This is a genomic window from Vibrio sp. Makdt (assembly GCF_027587015.1).
GTDB lineage: Bacteria > Pseudomonadota > Gammaproteobacteria > Enterobacterales > Vibrionaceae > Vibrio > Vibrio chagasii_B.
The window spans coordinates 52,906-68,792 of the sequence record NZ_JAPPTH010000021.1 but is presented as its reverse complement, the minus strand read 5'-3'; the positions used below and the strand labels follow the sequence as shown (position 1 = coordinate 68,792).

Annotated in this window: 17 protein-coding genes and 2 tRNA genes; 16 read left to right on the top strand and 3 right to left on the bottom strand. The window is 43.2% G+C overall.

The annotated features are described in order from the left end of the window. The first annotated feature begins 148 nt into the window (after positions 1-148). On the top strand, positions 149-2,119 hold the full coding sequence (locus tag OH460_RS21150; RefSeq protein WP_269999448.1) for a tetratricopeptide repeat-containing diguanylate cyclase: 1,971 nt from the start codon (positions 149-151) through the stop codon (positions 2,117-2,119). 11 nt (positions 2,120-2,130) lie between these two features. Here the strand turns inward: OH460_RS21150 and OH460_RS21145 are convergent, their stop codons facing one another. Together OH460_RS21145 and OH460_RS21140 are read right to left on the bottom strand one after the other, a co-directional pair. Further along, entirely contained in the window at positions 2,131-2,604 is a 474-nt protein-coding gene (locus tag OH460_RS21145) for a TetR family transcriptional regulator (protein ID WP_116870457.1), read from the bottom strand. Between the two features lie 354 nt (positions 2,605-2,958). Further along, on the bottom strand, positions 2,959-3,144 hold the full coding sequence (locus OH460_RS21140; RefSeq protein WP_008217595.1) for a hypothetical protein: 186 nt from the start codon (positions 3,142-3,144) through the stop codon (positions 2,959-2,961). A 283-nt stretch (positions 3,145-3,427) separates the two neighbouring features. On the opposite strand from OH460_RS21140, the gene OH460_RS21135 reads away from it, so the two are divergent. From OH460_RS21135 to OH460_RS21125, 3 genes are all read left to right on the top strand, one after another. Next, positions 3,428-4,090 (top strand): DUF2726 domain-containing protein, encoded by a 663-nt coding sequence (locus tag OH460_RS21135; RefSeq protein ID WP_102425679.1) that lies wholly within the window; start codon positions 3,428-3,430, stop codon positions 4,088-4,090. Between the two features lie 167 nt (positions 4,091-4,257). Further along, positions 4,258-4,334 (top strand) — tRNA-Val (locus OH460_RS21130). A 77-nt stretch (positions 4,335-4,411) separates the two neighbouring features. Further along, a tRNA-Val gene (locus OH460_RS21125) sits at positions 4,412-4,488 on the top strand. Positions 4,489-5,085: 597 nt separating this feature from the next. Here OH460_RS21125 and OH460_RS21120 read toward each other — a convergent pair. Continuing rightward, entirely contained in the window at positions 5,086-5,979 is an 894-nt protein-coding gene (locus tag OH460_RS21120) for a LysR family transcriptional regulator (RefSeq protein ID WP_269999446.1), read from the bottom strand. A 416-nt stretch (positions 5,980-6,395) separates the two neighbouring features. Between OH460_RS21120 and OH460_RS21115 the strand changes: the two genes are divergently transcribed. The 12 genes from OH460_RS21115 to tadF all read left to right on the top strand — a co-directional run bounded on the left by OH460_RS21115 (position 6,396) and on the right by tadF (position 15,886). Beyond that, positions 6,396-6,602 carry a Flp family type IVb pilin gene (locus OH460_RS21115; protein ID WP_061031451.1) on the top strand — a complete coding sequence of 69 codons (207 nt, stop codon included), beginning with the start codon at positions 6,396-6,398 and terminating at the stop codon, positions 6,600-6,602. A gap of 149 nt (positions 6,603-6,751) precedes the next feature. Continuing rightward, positions 6,752-7,177, top strand: a complete 426-nt coding sequence (locus tag OH460_RS21110; protein ID WP_269999445.1) for a prepilin peptidase — start codon at positions 6,752-6,754, stop codon at positions 7,175-7,177. 21 nt (positions 7,178-7,198) lie between these two features. After that, positions 7,199-8,023 (top strand): Flp pilus assembly protein CpaB, encoded by an 825-nt coding sequence (gene cpaB / locus OH460_RS21105; RefSeq protein WP_008217605.1) that lies wholly within the window; start codon positions 7,199-7,201, stop codon positions 8,021-8,023. Continuing rightward, on the top strand, positions 8,023-9,393 hold the full coding sequence (locus OH460_RS21100; protein ID WP_061031450.1) for a type II and III secretion system protein family protein: 1,371 nt from the start codon (positions 8,023-8,025) through the stop codon (positions 9,391-9,393). Before cpaB ends, OH460_RS21100 begins: the two co-directional genes overlap by 1 nt. Then, positions 9,390-9,869, top strand: coding sequence for a hypothetical protein (locus OH460_RS21095; RefSeq protein ID WP_269999444.1), 480 nt, complete (start codon positions 9,390-9,392; stop codon positions 9,867-9,869). Before OH460_RS21100 ends, OH460_RS21095 begins: the two co-directional genes overlap by 4 nt. Then, positions 9,869-11,110, top strand: coding sequence for an AAA family ATPase (locus tag OH460_RS21090; RefSeq protein WP_186170723.1), 1,242 nt, complete (start codon positions 9,869-9,871; stop codon positions 11,108-11,110). Before OH460_RS21095 ends, OH460_RS21090 begins: the two co-directional genes overlap by 1 nt. Then, a complete protein-coding gene (locus OH460_RS21085) occupies positions 11,107-12,378 on the top strand; it encodes a CpaF family protein (protein ID WP_063523672.1) in 1,272 nt (423 codons plus the stop codon). The genes OH460_RS21090 and OH460_RS21085 overlap by 4 nt, the downstream gene beginning before the upstream one ends. A gap of 1 nt (position 12,379) precedes the next feature. After that, positions 12,380-13,282 carry a type II secretion system F family protein gene (locus OH460_RS21080; RefSeq protein ID WP_105057037.1) on the top strand — a complete coding sequence of 301 codons (903 nt, stop codon included), beginning with the start codon at positions 12,380-12,382 and terminating at the stop codon, positions 13,280-13,282. Further along, positions 13,279-14,121: a type II secretion system F family protein gene (locus tag OH460_RS21075; RefSeq protein WP_116870464.1), complete on the top strand. Its 843-nt coding sequence runs from the start codon at positions 13,279-13,281 to the stop codon at positions 14,119-14,121. Before OH460_RS21080 ends, OH460_RS21075 begins: the two co-directional genes overlap by 4 nt. A gap of 11 nt (positions 14,122-14,132) precedes the next feature. Beyond that, a complete protein-coding gene (locus OH460_RS21070; RefSeq protein WP_269999443.1) occupies positions 14,133-14,870 on the top strand; it encodes a tetratricopeptide repeat protein in 738 nt (245 codons plus the stop codon). Beyond that, positions 14,857-15,339 (top strand): TadE/TadG family type IV pilus assembly protein, encoded by a 483-nt coding sequence (locus OH460_RS21065; RefSeq protein WP_008217623.1) that lies wholly within the window; start codon positions 14,857-14,859, stop codon positions 15,337-15,339. The genes OH460_RS21070 and OH460_RS21065 overlap by 14 nt, the downstream gene beginning before the upstream one ends. Next, positions 15,329-15,886 carry a tight adherence pilus pseudopilin TadF gene (gene tadF, locus OH460_RS21060; protein ID WP_105057041.1) on the top strand — a complete coding sequence of 186 codons (558 nt, stop codon included), beginning with the start codon at positions 15,329-15,331 and terminating at the stop codon, positions 15,884-15,886. Before OH460_RS21065 ends, tadF begins: the two co-directional genes overlap by 11 nt. Position 15,887: the final 1 nt, after the last annotated feature.

The window sequence follows — 15,887 nt, the reverse complement described above, 5'->3', positions numbered from 1 at the left end:
TGAGAAAAACAAGATCCAGTTCTATAAGTTGACAACATTTTAATCTGTATATTGCTCGGGTATACTGCGAACCGGAATTAACTATGCAGAAAGTAAGAAAACTGCGCAAATAGTAAGAGAACTATGCGACTGATAATGGCACTTATAAATGAATAAAAACAATGTATTAGGGTCATTCCTGCTTGTTGTTACAATGAGTGCTGTTCTAGGCTTCTTTCTGCTGTATCCAATCAACGATGTGGATTTGACTAACACTCAAGTCAACGAACCCGCTGTTTACACCCCAGAAAAAGAACTTTCTAAAACAGAATATGGAAAAAAGCTAATTCATATTCTCGATTTGTCTCGAAGCGATCCCCTATTCGCTGATAAAGCGCTGGCTCAACTACCTCGGCTGCATCCAACAAGAGACTTGGCCATCTACAAAGCGTACCGTCTTATGATATTGACGAACGTGGCGCAACATCAGCAAGACACTAAAGCCGTGATGGGATATTTAGACGAGATCAACAACCTTGCTGAACAAGAAGGTATGTTGTGGTTGAAATCGCAGTCATTGGTTGAATCTGCAATTGAATATCTTAAAGAGGGCGACCTTGCAGCATCTGAAATTCAGATTCGTTCCGCTATCGGGATTGCAGAGTCGATTCGTTACGATGAGCTATTGGTCAAAGCTTACAACACGGCGGGTGCAATTAATAATGTGCGTAATGACCTTCAAGATGCGCAGTATTTCTTCCATAAAGGCTTACAACTAGGGAAGAAGTACCCAAAGCATATTTATAACAGCAAGCTCATGTCGAACATGGCTTTGCTTTACATCTACTTAGAAGATTGGCCGAAAGCACTAGGCATTCTAGAAAAAGCCAAAAAGCTCTATTTTGACAGTGGTCTATTTGAAGATGAAGCTATTGGCATCCTTTATATCAACGAATCGTTCAGTTACTTAAGTAGTGGTGATTTAATCAACGGTCGTATTGCTTATGAAAAGGCAGAAGCGCTCAACAGCGATAAAGTGAGCAATCGATATAAAATACTCGTACTAAGAGCGTACAGTGAAGTGCTGCTTGCGGAAGGAAACTTAAACGCAGCACTTACCGTTGCCAACCAGTGCCTTGCTTCAACCGGTATTGAAAAATACACGCTACAGAACGGTCAGTGTTATCTGAATCGCGCCTTGGCAAAAATAGGCCTCAACCAAGACGAAGCGATATTGGATGACCTAAAGCGTGCTTTTGCCATGTTTGAGTTAGTCGGCAGTCGTAGTTGGAAAGTCCTAGCACTGAGAACGCTTGGAGAATACTACGAATCTAAGGGCGATCTAGAAACGGCATTGGATTACTTCAAGCAGTATTACCATGGCAATAAAGCGCTGCTTTTTGATAAACGACAGAGTGACATTTTCTTGTTAGAACAAGATTTTGCAACTGCGACTCTGGCTCAAGAGAATGAATTACTCAATACCGAAAAAGACCTCAACGAGCTATTGCTCGAAAAACAGCAACTAAGAAATCGTATTGTGGTGGCGTTAGGTATCATGGTGGGTATCAGTGCGGTTTTATTAATGGTGAGACTGAGAACAATCCAAAGAACGAACGATGCGCTGCTAGCTCAATCTACCACGTGTGAACTCACAGGTTTGTACAACAGACGCTATTTAGAAAAGCTGCTGACGAGCTCTACGCCATTTAACGGTAACTCATTTGGCACCAGCTTAGCTATCTTGGACTTAGACTATTTTAAGCAAGTAAACGACACTCATGGACATGATGTCGGTGACCAAGTGCTGGTGGAAGTGGCGAGACGCATCCAGCAACACCTATTCTCAAATGATGTGGTTGCTCGTTGGGGAGGAGAAGAATTTGTGTTGTTGCTATCTGGCTCTCTGGCCCCACAGCAGCAGTTAGACATCATTCGCTTGGCGATTGCACAAACCCCGATCGATACGCCGTCGGGGCCTTTAGACATCACGACTTCAATTGGCGCTTCGGTGAGTATTGCGAATGATCAGCTCAATCGCGATACCTATAAAAAGCACCTTAAAGTCGCCGATGATGCGCTGTACCAAGCAAAAGAATCTGGTCGAAACAGAGTGGTTTGTGTAGCAAGTGCGAAGTAATGGGCTTTTCTCTATGTCCTATCATGTATGGCAATATGTACAAGGCTAACGCCCAATAAACGCTCGACTTGCTTGTTCGCTTGTGTTCCTACATGAGAAGTAACCACCTTAACGAGGTTATCCATCAAGCGTTGAGAGAAAGAGCAATGTTCAGAACGGATAACCGAGTGGTGAAATACCAATTTGAGAATCGCGGTAAACTCACTGTTCAGAAGTGCTCTCTGCCATGAACGTTCCAATGCTTCGCTTCCTTCATTTATCACTAAACGATCAATCAAGAGTTTTAAGAATCGTCCTTCCAGGGCGATCAGAAAGTCAGTCTTCTTGGGGAAGTGGTGGCTAATCCCTGTTCTGGATATCTGCGTCGCTTGGCTGAGCGTGGTATAAGACATATTTTGATATCCGACTGTGAGTAATTGGTGACAGCTGGTATCGAGGATGAGTTGGATAGTTCGACAGGTGTCGACCTTACTGCGCTTAGCCATTCTATGAGAGCCTTTAACTGGAAATCAAAGTAAAGCATACCTCTATATAAAATATCATTCCATATATTGGACTGCTCAATAGTGGAAAACTTAGATTTAAATTTTGTACTCATCTCATAATTTTATATTTATAGCCTTCAGGTCGATTAAGTTTGGTATAAGCTGTTGGCTTTTACAAAATGGCTGGGTAGTCAGTAAACGCAAGATAAACAAAAGCCACTCTGATCTTGATTAGATAGAATGGCTTTAAGTGTCGTTATCGCTGATACAAAAATGTGAAAGAGAGGTGTGGGGTGATTAGCGTCTTTAGCTATGTAACTGGGTTATGTTATTTGGGTATGTTATTTAGGTGGGTTACTTCGCTATACCTTGTAGCATCTCAACCAGCTCGCCTTCAGTGCTTGGCTCTTTAGCAAGTTCGATTACTGCTGAAGCTCCACCTTTGAGCATATAGGCTTGAGTCCCGCAGTGATCATAGTGGAACCATTTACCATCTACACATACGTCGGTATAACATCTTGGGTCTTGTTTGAGTTCCATATCAATTTCCTTATTAACATTTGGCTAACGTTTTTTAGGCTAATTGATCACAAAATACTAGGAATTGATCTAGATCAATTCAGGGCTTGAATCGTAGAAGAATATTCAAATTGTTGAGCTGTGTCGAGGCGCTAAAATTCACAATCAAGCACTTAGCTAGCTGAGATCATTAAAAGCACGTGATTACCATTAACAACTGATTCTGTTTTTCTTGCCTGTTTGTTGTTTTCTACTTACGCTACAAACTCTCTATATCTCCGTATTCCCTTAACTGTACTTAGAAATGACCAATATATTTATCGTTGTAGTGGTGCTTGTTGTCTTCTTTTACTTCATCCAGAAGTACGTATTTAAACATGACGACACCAAAGACCACGCGTATCAAAAGAGAGGCGCGTTGCTCAACATGCAACAAGCCGCGTTTTATAATGCGCTGACCACGGCGGTTGGCACTCACGGCGTCGTGTTTGCCAAAGTGAACATGTCGAATGTGTTGGCGCCTGCGAAAACGAATACCAAGAAGAACTGGTTTATCGCGAATAATAAGATCTCTCGTAGCTATTTTGACTTTGTGGTGTGCGACCCAAGAACGCTGGAGCCACGCGTGATCATCGAACTTGATAATGGCAAAGAGCTAAATAAGGGCAAAGTTGACCGAGAGAAACTGCTAATTCATGTATGTAAGTCTGCTGGCTTACCGCTTATTGGCGCTTCCGTTAAGCACAGTTATCAAGTGAGCCGTTTGAAGAGACTGCTCGCGACACACATCGATCTGATCGAGCCTGACAAAGAGGTTCGATTCTGTAAGAAGTGCGGTAGCCCGATGATCATCAAGCTGGCTAGCCAAGGTGACTACAAAGGACGACGTTTCTTCACTTGTAGCCGTCAACCAAACTGTACTTATACCGAAAACTACAATGTTGTGTTCGATGTAGAAGAAGAGTAACAAAGAGTAGGGCACAGGTTCAGTGTGACCTAACTCAAGTTTATTTCGGTTTCACGTCTAAAAAATCAACGTATTGATGCGAATAAGAGCAAACGGTTGATTCAAGTGCAATTTCCACTTGCGCCACAATACATCAGTCGTTAATATCTTCCTCGTTCTTAAGGAATGGGTCCGTAGCTCAGTTGGTTAGAGTACTACCTTGACATGGTAGGGGTCGGCGATTCGAGTTCGCCCGGACCCACCATTCCTTCTGTTACTTTTTGTCAAAGTAGCGGCTTTTGATTTAGTCACAATCGTCATAAAGAAGATTAAGAACATTGTGCGTCCGTAGCTCAGTTGGTTAGAGTACCGCCTTGACATGGCGGGGGTCGGTGATTCGAGTTCACTCGGACGCACCATTATTCGTTCTTAGGAACAAGCAAAAAAGCCCACCTAGTGTGGGCTTTTTTGTGTCTGAAATTCGCCAATTTACCCAGGCCTAGTTCTACTTAACGCTCGTCTTACCTACATAAACAGTTCTTAGATTTGCTTTAATGCCACATCTGTTGCTTCAAGTCTGCAAGTCACACCCTCAAGTGCCAGCGGGCGTCAACGTGGCGAGAACGCTTCTCTGTGGTTTAGCATCGCTAAGCGCCTCAACTTAGTTTTAACCTGCTAACTTCTCGCATAAATAAGCCATAGTGAGCTCATTACCTACGTGTTGAATACGTGTTATCTAACGCTATCCACGTTTTAATACCCAAAAAATTACTTATAAACATTGGAGATTATTAAACGTGATTAAGCTGTTTATATCGATCAAGCCGAAGCAATGAAAGGTAATAAACAAAGTTAGTTTATACGTAATGAGCTATACAATAAAAAAATGTGGGATTTCAATTTATATTTATTTTCTATGGTTTTTTTCGGTTCTATATCAAGAACTATGCGAATGTTAAGTATTTCGCCAAGGGCGCTCTACTCACCAGATATGACTATCAGTATTTAAGAGAGCGTTATTGAGCTAAATCCGCAATAAATGTTTGTTGGTAGCGAGTGCTGGATTTGAGCTCTTTTTTGATCCATTGGTTAAACAAGCTAAAGTCAGAATGTATTTGCCAGAAAAGGGAAGCAATAACTCGTTTACCAAAAAAATCAGGGTGGTCGGTAATAACCTTAAGTTTGTCATCTTTTACATGACTATCGATTAAAAAACTGGGTAAAAAAGCAATGCCTTTTTGAGCCTTACATAAATCGATGATGGTATCTAAATCATCTAGCCGCCAAAGGTTATATGCTGCAATAGTCGATAAGTTAAGCAGTTCTTCACATCCATCCATTAATAGCACTCGCTGAGATGGAGCGTGAGACTTTATAGGGCCCAAATCTTTATGAGCCACCCACCAGCAGTTAACGTGAAATAACTCTTCTACGTTGAAGTCATAACTTGTCTTGTGGTAGGGGTTACCTAATGCTAAATCTATCTTACCTTCATTGATATAGTTACCTAAAACGAAACTGGGTTTGGTGACGACCAATAAGTCCACGTTTGGGAATGCTTCTGAAAATGCCAGTAATGTCCTCTTTACATTTTTATCAAAAACCAATGGATCGATACCTACTCGGTAAACGATTTGGTCTGAAATATTCATTTGTTGAGCAACGGTCACCAAGTCCCGATATTTCGACACCACAGGTAAAGATAATTGGAAGAGGCGTTCTCCTTTTTCTGTTAACCAAACTTTAGAGTGTTCTCTATTAAATACATTGAAACCTAAATCTGACTCTAGATTTTGTACAGCTGTACTAACTGTCGATTGTGATTTTCCAAGTTTGCGAGCAGCAGAGCTAAATGAACCTTCTTCAACTACTGCTATGAACGAAACAATATTTTCGAAATGTAGTTTCATGATTCCACTAACCTTTTGACACAAAGAAATTATAATTTTTATGGTTTTCTGATTCGAAGAACAATAGCGTGATGATCTTCGTATTTCAACAATTTTTATAATGAATAATAATGCCTGATAAATTATTAAGTTGTTTATATCTAAAGGTTATATAAGAGCGATATAACTAAAAATATTGAGCTGAGTCTTACTTTTTCAAGTTTATAAAATAAATTAAATATTGATCTTTGGAACTGATTTCATATGTAACTTGTTGTTACATATGGATTTGTTTTCATAGTTGGTGTAGTAGAGTATTTTATTTTGATCATTTTTTGTTCTGCTTATTGATAAAGTCGATAGGGGTTATTTTCCTTACCTTTGACCTGCTAATTATAATGGCGACGAATTTTCAACAGCCCTTATAGGAATAAATAATGATTACTAAGCTATACGTGAAAACAACCATGTTTTTATCTCAATTCAAGAACGATGAGCGCGGCGTAACTGCGATTGAATATGGTCTAATTGCTGTGGCAATGGCTGTATTAGTAACGACAGCAGTGGGTGCAGACGGTTTCATTGGCAAGCTTGAAGGTGCATTCGAGCAAGTTGCTACCGCTATTGATACTGCGAGCAGCTAACATTAAGCCTTATTGGCTAGTGTAGATGATATCGAAAGATATTTGTGCCAGACCTATGTTTTGCATCGGTCTGGCTTAGTTAATTTATGATGTTAAATAAGATTAATTCTCACCAAGTTTAGGCGGTATTCCCTATTTTTAGTCATGAATTGTATTTAGTGACTTTGGCAGTATTGAGTTTATACGTGTCGGCCACTGATTTTCTCTATCGTAAGATACAAAATTACGCCTTGTGCCTATTACTCTTCTTGCAGTGTTTTTTATCTCCGCTAGATATTCAAATTATGAGTTTTTTACTGATGTTAGGTATCGGACTTATTCTTTATAAACTGATTTGGATTGGGGCGGGTGATATTAAATACGTCGTTATTTTGTCGCTTACCATCCCTGTTAATGACTTATTATTGGCGTTTATTCTGACGGCTTTTTCTGGTGGTATTTTAGCTATCTCTTATCTAGTGGGTAAAAAGTTAATAAGCAATAAAGTTGGTTTTCAAGAGGGTATTCCATATGGGATCGCTATTAGCATCGGCTTTTACTTAGCAATTTTAACTCAATCTACGCCATATATATAATCCTCAAAATATGAGCACATTATGAGATCACGACTGGTATTACTTGTCGCCATTGCTGCCTTAATCATCGGCGCACTAGGCGTTATCGATCTGTTCAAAAGTGAACCTAAACCAACAACAACTGATGAAGTGGTCGCTGAAAAAAGCGAAAAGCATGTTGGGGTTTGGATTAGCACCGAAAGCTTTGAAAAAGGGCATGCAATCAATGCACAAGGTGTCGTTAAACAGCAATTGCCTCTCAGTGAAGCATTGACGCTTGGTGTTAGAGAAGATGCTCAGATCAGCTTTTCACCTTCCATTCTATTAAATCGAAATCTTAAAGCTGGCGATGTTGTATTGCCTGAATATCAAGTGAGCCCGGGTAAGCCTGGCTACATTGACCTTCTTGTTACAGAGGGCATGACGTTATACCCACTCAAGGTCAGCGATAAAAATCTGATTAATGATTACATCCGACCGGGTTCGTTTATCGATGTACTTACGGTGAGTTCACCTAACGCCAATTTGGCTGGCAACATCGATAAGCCAAAGCGCTTTAGGGGAGTGAAGGCGTCGATGTTTTTGAAACACGTCAAGGTACTCAATATCGGAAATGATGACACGGGTGACAGTTCTATTACCGCTCGCTCTCCGAGTAAAGAAGATGGACTGACAACCGTTGTTATTGAAGTGAGCCCGGATGAACTACCAAAACTCGCGCTTGCGCAACGAACCATGCATATCGAAATCTATCGCAGTCAACACTATTTGCAGCCGGAGTTCGCCGAGGTACGCAATATCATCGATAACTATACAGGCATTGTTGAGTTACGTGGTAACGAGAACAACCCAAGAGAGGCTTTGTGATGATAATTACCCATCGAGTTAAACGAGCACTGTTTGGTTCTATTCTAGTAACGCTGGTTGGCTTACTTTCTACAACAAACACTTTTGCTGCTGATCGTTCTATCACGCTCAATGATGGTCAGCACATCCAATTTAAAAGCCCAATCGGTCAAGTGTTCATTAACAACCCAAGTATCGTTGACTACAAGATAATCAATGACAATACCCTTGTAGTATTTGCCAATAGCGTGGGTCAATCGCGTTTGATTGTCTACGGCGTTGATGACGATGTACTGCTATCAGACCGTATTATTGTTGACCTGAACTTAACAGACATCAGGCGACAACTCAAATTCCATTTCCCTGATGCCAAGGTCAAGGTGCAGTCAGTGGGAGAGCAAGTCGCAGTGAGTGGCGTTGTTGACTCAGAAGCAACGCGTGACGACATCTACCGCTTGGTCGCGACGCTGCTAGGTCGAGAAAAAACGGAGAAATGGGACAAAACGCAAAAGCTAGAGTTTAAATCTGATAGTTCAGACTATGAAGAACCGGAAAGCATGGTGTTTGCCCGCAATATGACGTGGGAAGGGATCATTGAACGGATTGAAGTCGCGACGACTCAGCAGGTGAATGTCAAGATATCGGTCGCTCAAGTAACCGAATCGTTTGGGCAAACCGTTGGTGTTGATTGGAGCACCGTTGGCTCAAGCGTGGGTGAGTTTGTTTTCGACCAATTTGATGCGGCTAACCTCAGTACCTTAATCACGGCGTTAGGTAACGACCAAATCGCAGAGGTTCTCGCAGAGCCAAACTTGACGGTCTTGTCTGGCGAGTCTGCAAGCTTTCTCGTTGGCGGTGAAGTACCGGTTATCGTCTCTACAAGCAGTAACGTAAACATTTCATTTAAAGAGTTCGGTATCAAGCTGGATCTGACGGCCAAAGTGTTGAGCCAAGACAAAATCCGTATGCAACTGGCGCCCGAAGTGAGTGAGGTTGAGGGTTACGTAGAAGCCGCCGGTATAAAAGTACCGCAATTGGCCTCTCGACGTGCCATGACAACCGTGGAGCTGGCCGATGGAGATAGCTTTGTTCTCGGTGGTTTGATGAGCAGCGCTGACTTGGAAAAAATGCAGAAGATCCCTTTTGTTGGCGATATTCCAGTTCTTGGTGCCGCATTTAGAAAAGCAACCACTGAAAGAAAACGCACCGAATTGATCATTGTAGCCACCGTAAACCTAGTGGAGCCGATGAAGCCGAAAGATATTCAACTGCCATATATCAAGAAAACATCGACGTTGGCGCGTTGGCTGAACATCAAATGGGATGGTAAAGAGGTGACGTCTTCTGATGCAACGATTCGTCTGCTGTCGCAAGGAGGATTTATCCAATGAAGAAACTAGGATTGATGGCGTTGTTCGCGATTTCACTATTCGGCTGTGCTTCTGAACAATATTTTGTCGGTCATGGTTCTGAAGCCCTGGTATACAAAGAGCATCACAGCTTTAAGTTCGAGATTAAAAGCCGTGCAGAAACCACCAAGCAACTCGACGTTTTAATACATAAGATTGAGTCGATGGATAAAGAAGCGACCTACTTGGTGGATTATAAGTCGGCCGTTGACAAGAAGATGTTGCAGGGGATATTTGAACAGTACCCATCACACATCATCGCCCCACAGAGAGTGGTTTATCGACATGCCCAGTTATTACCAACTGATCTAAATATCCAAGTGACGTTAACGGGATTGAAGAGCCAAGAATGTACACCAGCACAGATTCATGTTCGTGCAAGGCAGTCCGATTGTTTTGTTGAATCGATGAGATTGAAGCAAGTCGCGTACAAGTCGAGATTGGTAGGAGAACAATAATGTTTGATCTAACGAAAGCATTAACAACGAAGGCCAAGCCAGTTCAAGCAACCTCGACAGGTGTCGCTGGATGTACGTTGTTTTACCAATCACAAGAGTGTTTAAACCTGGTTCAGGAAGTGTTTCGCTTTGAAGGTTGGAATGATCCTGCGTGTGTGAAAGCGACAGCGGGCATAACCAAAATCACCGAGCAACAAAGTAGTCATATCGTGATTCTAGAGCTTAATGAGTCGAGTAATGTGGTGGAAGATGCGAAAGCTTTTGCCAGCAAACTGCCGACTCATAAAGGCGTGGTCGTGATTGGCAAAGAAGATGCCATTTCAACGCTTCGTTCTCTCAAAGACATGGGTTTCTATTATGTGTTCTGGCCTGTGAATAAGCAGGAGTTCGCAGATTTCTTAACGCACGTAAGCAAGAACCTAAAAACCTTCTCTGGTGTCAGTCAGAAACGTAAGGCAAAGCGTGTTGCCATCGTTGGCGCAAAAGGCGGCGTGGGCACGTCGTTTATCTCTACTGAGCTTGGGTCACTGTTGTCGACACAAGGCTCAGACACCATTCTTGTCGATCATCAATATGCTGACACCAACATTGATGTGTTGCTGGGTTTAAAAGACTTTAAGCCACGAACCATTGATGAGTTTACCGCGCCACTGCATGAAATGGATGAAGAGGGGGCATTGAGTTACCTCACTAACGCTCGTAAGAACCTGCGTTTGCTCGCCATTGACGGTGATATGAGCCAAAACGACGTGCTTAATTACAACCAAACCTTGTGTGAGTTGTTGGCAAGAAACACTAACTTCATCATCGAAGACTTTTCTGGCGCGGTGGACTTCAAAGTTGAACCACAACTCTTGGTAGAAAACTTTGATGTGGTCGTGTTGGTGTTCGACGCGTCGGTGTCATCAGTGAGAAGTGCGAAGCGACTGTTTGAAAAGATAGCGAGCTTACAGCTCACGTTATCATCGCGTACGCGCGTCATCATGGTTGCCAACTACCATCGCCCGCAAGGCGCTTATGTGTTGCAGAAACCCGATCTAGCGAAGTATCTCGGAGCAAATGTTGATCTAGAGGTCGACTATTGTAAGTCGTTGGCGCACATCATTATCGATGGAAAGCGAGCCCATAAACACGACCGTCATGTGAGTCGTTCTATGGAACAGTTGGTCAAGCTGATTAATGGACAGCCGATTGACCAAAAAGCGATGAATTCTTGGTTAAAGAAGGTGCGTGTTAAATGAGTTCAAACAAAGACTTATATCTCGCTTTTCGTGGTCAAATCTTTGAGGCGTTAGATGCGGAAGCGGTTCAGAAAATGAGCCGCAAAGACCTCGAATCACAGATCCAAGCCGCGGTTGATTTGCTGGCAAACAGTTACCAAAGACCCATCACATCGATGATGAAGTCTGGTTTGGTGAAAAGTTTAATCGATGAGCTGTTTGGTCTTGGTCCACTTCAGCCTTTGGTCGAAGATCAGTCTATCTCCGATATTATGGTGAACGGGCCAAATAACATCTTTTTCGAACGACATGGCAAGGTCAAAAAATCTGAAGTCTCGTTTGTGAATGAAGAGCAGCTATTGGCGATTGCTAAGCGTATTGCCTCGCGTGTTGGACGACGTGTCGATGAGCTTTCTCCTACGGTCGATGCAAGGCTAGAAGATGGCAGCCGTGTGAACATTGTGATCCCACCGATTGCATTAGACGGTACCTCAATCTCCATTCGTAAGTTCAGAGAGCAGAACATCGGATTTGAAGACCTGATCGGCTTCGGTTCGATGTCTCCAGACATGGCGAGAGTACTGATGATTGCTTCTCGCTGCCGTATCAATGTTTTGATCTCTGGCGGTACGGGTTCAGGTAAAACTACGCTACTCAACGCGCTCTCTCAATACATTGCGGAAGATGAGCGAATTGTCACTATAGAAGATGCGGCAGAACTGCGCTTGCAACAGCCTAACTTAGTTCGACTTGAAACGAGAACTTCGAGTGTTGAGCAAACAGGAGCGGTCACTCAGCGAGACTTGGTGATTAACGCACTGCGTATGCGCCCTGATCGAATCATCCTTGGTGAGTGTCGTGGCTCTGAGGCGTTTGAAATGTTGCAAGCGATGAACACGGGGCATGATGGCTCTATGTCTACGCTCCACGCGAATACCCCAAGAGATGCGATTGCCCGTGTTGAGTCTATGGTGATGATGGCGAACTTAAATCAGCCGCTGGATGCGATTCGAAGAACGATCGTGAGTGCTGTGCAGATGATAGTTCAAGTAAACAGGCTGCGTGATGGCTCTCGTAAGATTACTAGTATCTCGGAAATCGTTGGCTTAGAGGGCGATAGCGTGGTGATGGAGGAGATCTACCGCTTCCGTTACGACGATGCTCACTATGGCGAAAACGTGAAAGGGGAGTTTGTCACTAACGGCATTATGCAGCGATCTGAGCTTGTGAAAAAAGCGCAATTCTTTGGGCTCTATGAAGAGCTTATCGCATCCTTTAAGGGGGCATAACATGCTGTGGATTTCGTTGATCCTATTCGCTTTTGTGCTGCTTTTGATTCGGGATTCAAAGGTAAAAAAGGTCAATCAATTCTTCAATATTGAAGAAGCGGAAGCGGAAAACTTTAACGCTATTAACGTGAAATCATTGGTTCGTAAACAGAGCTGGCACACGTTCAAAGAGTCTATTTCACCGACCTTGATGGTGTTGGGTCCGCGTTCTACCTTGTACATCGCGTTATACATTACGGGCAGTTTAATTGCCTCGTGGTACATCGTGATTGACCTGCTTTCGATGACAAACTCCTGGTGGGTACCTGTGTTGGCTTCGATTTTTTCCTTTTTCGGTTACCGCTTCTTGGTGACCAGAAGGCGTCGAGATTTCGAGAATACCTTCCCAGATGCGTTGAACATTCTGATGAGTGCCGTGACGGCGGGTGACAGTTTGATGCAAGCCATTAGTTATGTTGGTGAAGTGATGGACAACCCTATCGGGCGTGAATTTAAGCTGATGGGCGACCGATTGAAATTAGGTGAATCGCCAGAAGTGGTGCTTAAGCGATCGTGCAAAAACTACCCGTATCCAGAGTTTTTGTTCTTCACCGTGACGCTTAGAGCCAATATTGCGCGCGGTGGGCAGCTCAAAGGTGTGTTAGCTCGATTGATTCGTGTACTAGTGGATTCCAGAACGTTAGAAAAAAAGAAGATGGCGATGACTTCGGAAGCGAGGATCTCCGCCAAGATTGTTGCCGCTATACCTTTGGTTTTTATGATAATTCTGAATTATGTAAACCCCGACAATGTCAATTATGTCCTGTATGACGAATCAGGTCGTGTGGTGTTGTTTTACGTACTTGGCAGTGAGCTTTTCGGCTTGTTCATCGTTTGGCTATTAGTAAGAGGTGTACGAGCATGATGATACTAGCTTCGCTTATCGTTCTGTTTTTTTCGCTGCTCTTTTTGATTATTGAGTCGGTGCGTGCCGATCAAAGGCAAAAGAAGGTTGCTGCGTATATTGGGGGGGATGCCATTAAACCACCTTCGCGCATGAACCGCTTCTTTGTTCGATTTGGTAAGGAGCATAGACATGAACTTGAACAGAAATTAATAGAAGCAGGTTATTACAACACCGAATGGGCCAAGTTTTACTTTCCAGCCAAGGTGTTGGTGTTAGGCCTTGTTTCAGGTTTGGTTCTGTTAGGGGACATGACATCGACCAACAAATTGCTGGTGGTGATTGTCTCTCTAATTGCGGTGATTGTTGTTCCGGATACCTTGCTACAAATGCGACGCAAGATGTTGATCAGCAAAACCTCAGCACAGCTCCCTTATTTACTCGACATGATGTCGGTATGTGTACAAACCGGTATGACAATAGAGGCATCTTTAGTGTACTTGGGTAAAGAGCTGGCCGAGTTTGATTCCGACCTTTGCTACCAAATTAAGCGTACCTCTGATTCTGCCAAGATACATGGTGTAGAGAAGGCATTGAACGATTTGACTGAGCGTATTCCAACTCCCGCCGTTCGAAGCTTTGTTCTGACGATTATTCAGAACTTGCAATACGGTACTTCTGTCGCGCAAACACTCAGTGACCTTGCTGAGGATATGCGAAAAGTTCAAATCCTCACGGTTGAAGAAAAGGTAGGTAAGCTCTCAGCAAAGATGAGTGTGCCGTTGATTCTTTTCATCATGTTTCCGATCGTCATCTTGATTCTCGCACCGAGCATCATGCAAATGACATTGAGTATCTAGGGGCGTGAAGCATGAATAAAATAACGATGTACCTGATGCTGCTAACGCTAAGCCTGTTAGCCGGGTGCCAATCGACACCTTCCGAGCAAGACCACCAGCTTGCCGAGGTGACAAGTATGGAGAAGGTCAAAAACTACGACGGTCTCATTAACCATTACAAATCTCAGCTTGAGCAAGGCTCCCAAGATCCAGTGGTGAAACAGAAACTAGCATGGGCGTACTTCTATAAAGGCGACATCGAATCCGCAGATTTTTACGCTCAACACCTGAAAAAAGAGGGCATCGAAAACCCAGACCTTTATCAGTTAGAAGGGCAAGTATTCGATGCCAAAAATGACACGGATAGTGCGATAGCTGCTTATATCGCATCTGTTGAGGCCGGCAACAGATCTGGTCAAATTCACGTATTACTCGGCGTGTCATATACAAAAATTGGTCAGTATGAGAAAGCATATCAAGAGCTGAATCTGGCACGCTTACGTGGTTATAACGATGTAGTGGTTAAGAACAACATCGCGATGATCCAGATGGCTAATGGTGAGTTCCAGCAGGCGATTGAAACATTAGCGCCAGTGTTGAAAGAAGAACCAACCAATCAGATTGTAAAAGCGAACTTGGCGATAGCATTGATGAAAACTCAGCAGATTGATTCGGCCCAAAAGCTACTTAAAGGCGACTTTTCGGCGCAAGAAATTCAAGTGATTGCTGCTGAATTGACTCAACTGGGAGTGAGTGATGAAGCGTCTTAATAAGCAGAAAGGGGTGACGGCGATTGAGTTTGTTTTAGGGGCTCTGGTGCTGTTCTTCGCAACCTTTGCGATCTTTGAGTCGAGCTACCAAATCTACGTTGTAAACATGACCGAATACTCGCTTAGAGAAACGATCAGAAATACCAAGATCTATGAAGGTAAAGGGATCAATGAGCAATACGAGAACAAGTTCCGAAGCTTGATTGAAGATGACGACAATCTATGGAGCTTTTTAATTGATGGCTCACGCTTCTCGATAAAGGGTCAGTATTTCAAAACCTACGACGATTTTGTTGAGAACAGAGGGCATTCGGACCAAGGTTTGAACTTCAATTACGATCTGGCCGAAATTACCGTGACTTATCGCTACACACCAATCATTAAATTGGCTGGTGCAGCAGATAGAGATATTTCACGCACCATGGTTTTGAACTTAGAACACGAGGGGTGGAACGATGATGCGCCGTAACCCAGGAGCGTTTTATGGAAATCGCCAACAAGGTTCTTTTACCGTTGAGTTGCTGTTCATCCTTGTCGCGTTGTGGGGCGTTTATCTTTTTGGCGCCGATTTAAGCCATCAACTGCTCGCACGCGCAAAGCTCGATAGGTCCAGCTTTGCTTTGGTGAACGTGATTAAAGAACGCACGCGTTATTTTGAAGCAGATGTATTGGCGGGGCAGAACCTGTCTGTGACTAACTCAGAATTACAAGACATGACGAAGGTAGCAAGCCGAATGCTCAATACACCCGTAGACAATGTGGCAATCAAGATCGAGTCGTTAACGAACAACAGTAATGTCGCTGAGTTTAGTAGCAGTAAGTTCAGAAGCTTAAATTGCCAGACGGATTCAATTATTGACCATGCGGATTTAGCGCCGGTAGATAAGGGCGTTGTTTACCCCTTGTATCGCGTTAGCCTTTGCGAAGAGGAAAGCTCTTGGTTCAAGCCGTTCTTTAATGATGGCACGAGTACCACGGTTAAGATTGCCTCTTCTTCTATCATGCCTGGGAGATAAT

Bases quoted from the DNA above. Each gene is read 5' to 3' on its own strand.
- OH460_RS21150 (WP_269999448.1), top strand. From the start codon at position 149: ATGAATAAAAACAATGTATTAGGGTCATTCCTGCTTGTTGTTACAATG.
- OH460_RS21145 (WP_116870457.1), bottom strand. From the start codon at position 2,604: ATGGCTAAGCGCAGTAAGGTCGACACCTGTCGAACTATCCAACTCATC.
- OH460_RS21140 (WP_008217595.1), bottom strand. From the start codon at position 3,144: ATGGAACTCAAACAAGACCCAAGATGTTATACCGACGTATGTGTAGAT.
- OH460_RS21135 (WP_102425679.1), top strand. From the start codon at position 3,428: ATGACCAATATATTTATCGTTGTAGTGGTGCTTGTTGTCTTCTTTTAC.
- OH460_RS21120 (WP_269999446.1), bottom strand. From the start codon at position 5,979: ATGAAACTACATTTCGAAAATATTGTTTCGTTCATAGCAGTAGTTGAA.
- OH460_RS21115 (WP_061031451.1), top strand. From the start codon at position 6,396: ATGATTACTAAGCTATACGTGAAAACAACCATGTTTTTATCTCAATTC.
- cpaB (WP_008217605.1), top strand. From the start codon at position 7,199: ATGAGATCACGACTGGTATTACTTGTCGCCATTGCTGCCTTAATCATC.
- OH460_RS21100 (WP_061031450.1), top strand. From the start codon at position 8,023: ATGATAATTACCCATCGAGTTAAACGAGCACTGTTTGGTTCTATTCTA.
- OH460_RS21095 (WP_269999444.1), top strand. From the start codon at position 9,390: ATGAAGAAACTAGGATTGATGGCGTTGTTCGCGATTTCACTATTCGGC.
- OH460_RS21090 (WP_186170723.1), top strand. From the start codon at position 9,869: ATGTTTGATCTAACGAAAGCATTAACAACGAAGGCCAAGCCAGTTCAA.
- OH460_RS21085 (WP_063523672.1), top strand. From the start codon at position 11,107: ATGAGTTCAAACAAAGACTTATATCTCGCTTTTCGTGGTCAAATCTTT.
- OH460_RS21080 (WP_105057037.1), top strand. From the start codon at position 12,380: ATGCTGTGGATTTCGTTGATCCTATTCGCTTTTGTGCTGCTTTTGATT.
- OH460_RS21075 (WP_116870464.1), top strand. From the start codon at position 13,279: ATGATGATACTAGCTTCGCTTATCGTTCTGTTTTTTTCGCTGCTCTTT.
- OH460_RS21070 (WP_269999443.1), top strand. From the start codon at position 14,133: ATGAATAAAATAACGATGTACCTGATGCTGCTAACGCTAAGCCTGTTA.
- OH460_RS21065 (WP_008217623.1), top strand. From the start codon at position 14,857: ATGAAGCGTCTTAATAAGCAGAAAGGGGTGACGGCGATTGAGTTTGTT.
- tadF (WP_105057041.1), top strand. From the start codon at position 15,329: ATGCGCCGTAACCCAGGAGCGTTTTATGGAAATCGCCAACAAGGTTCT.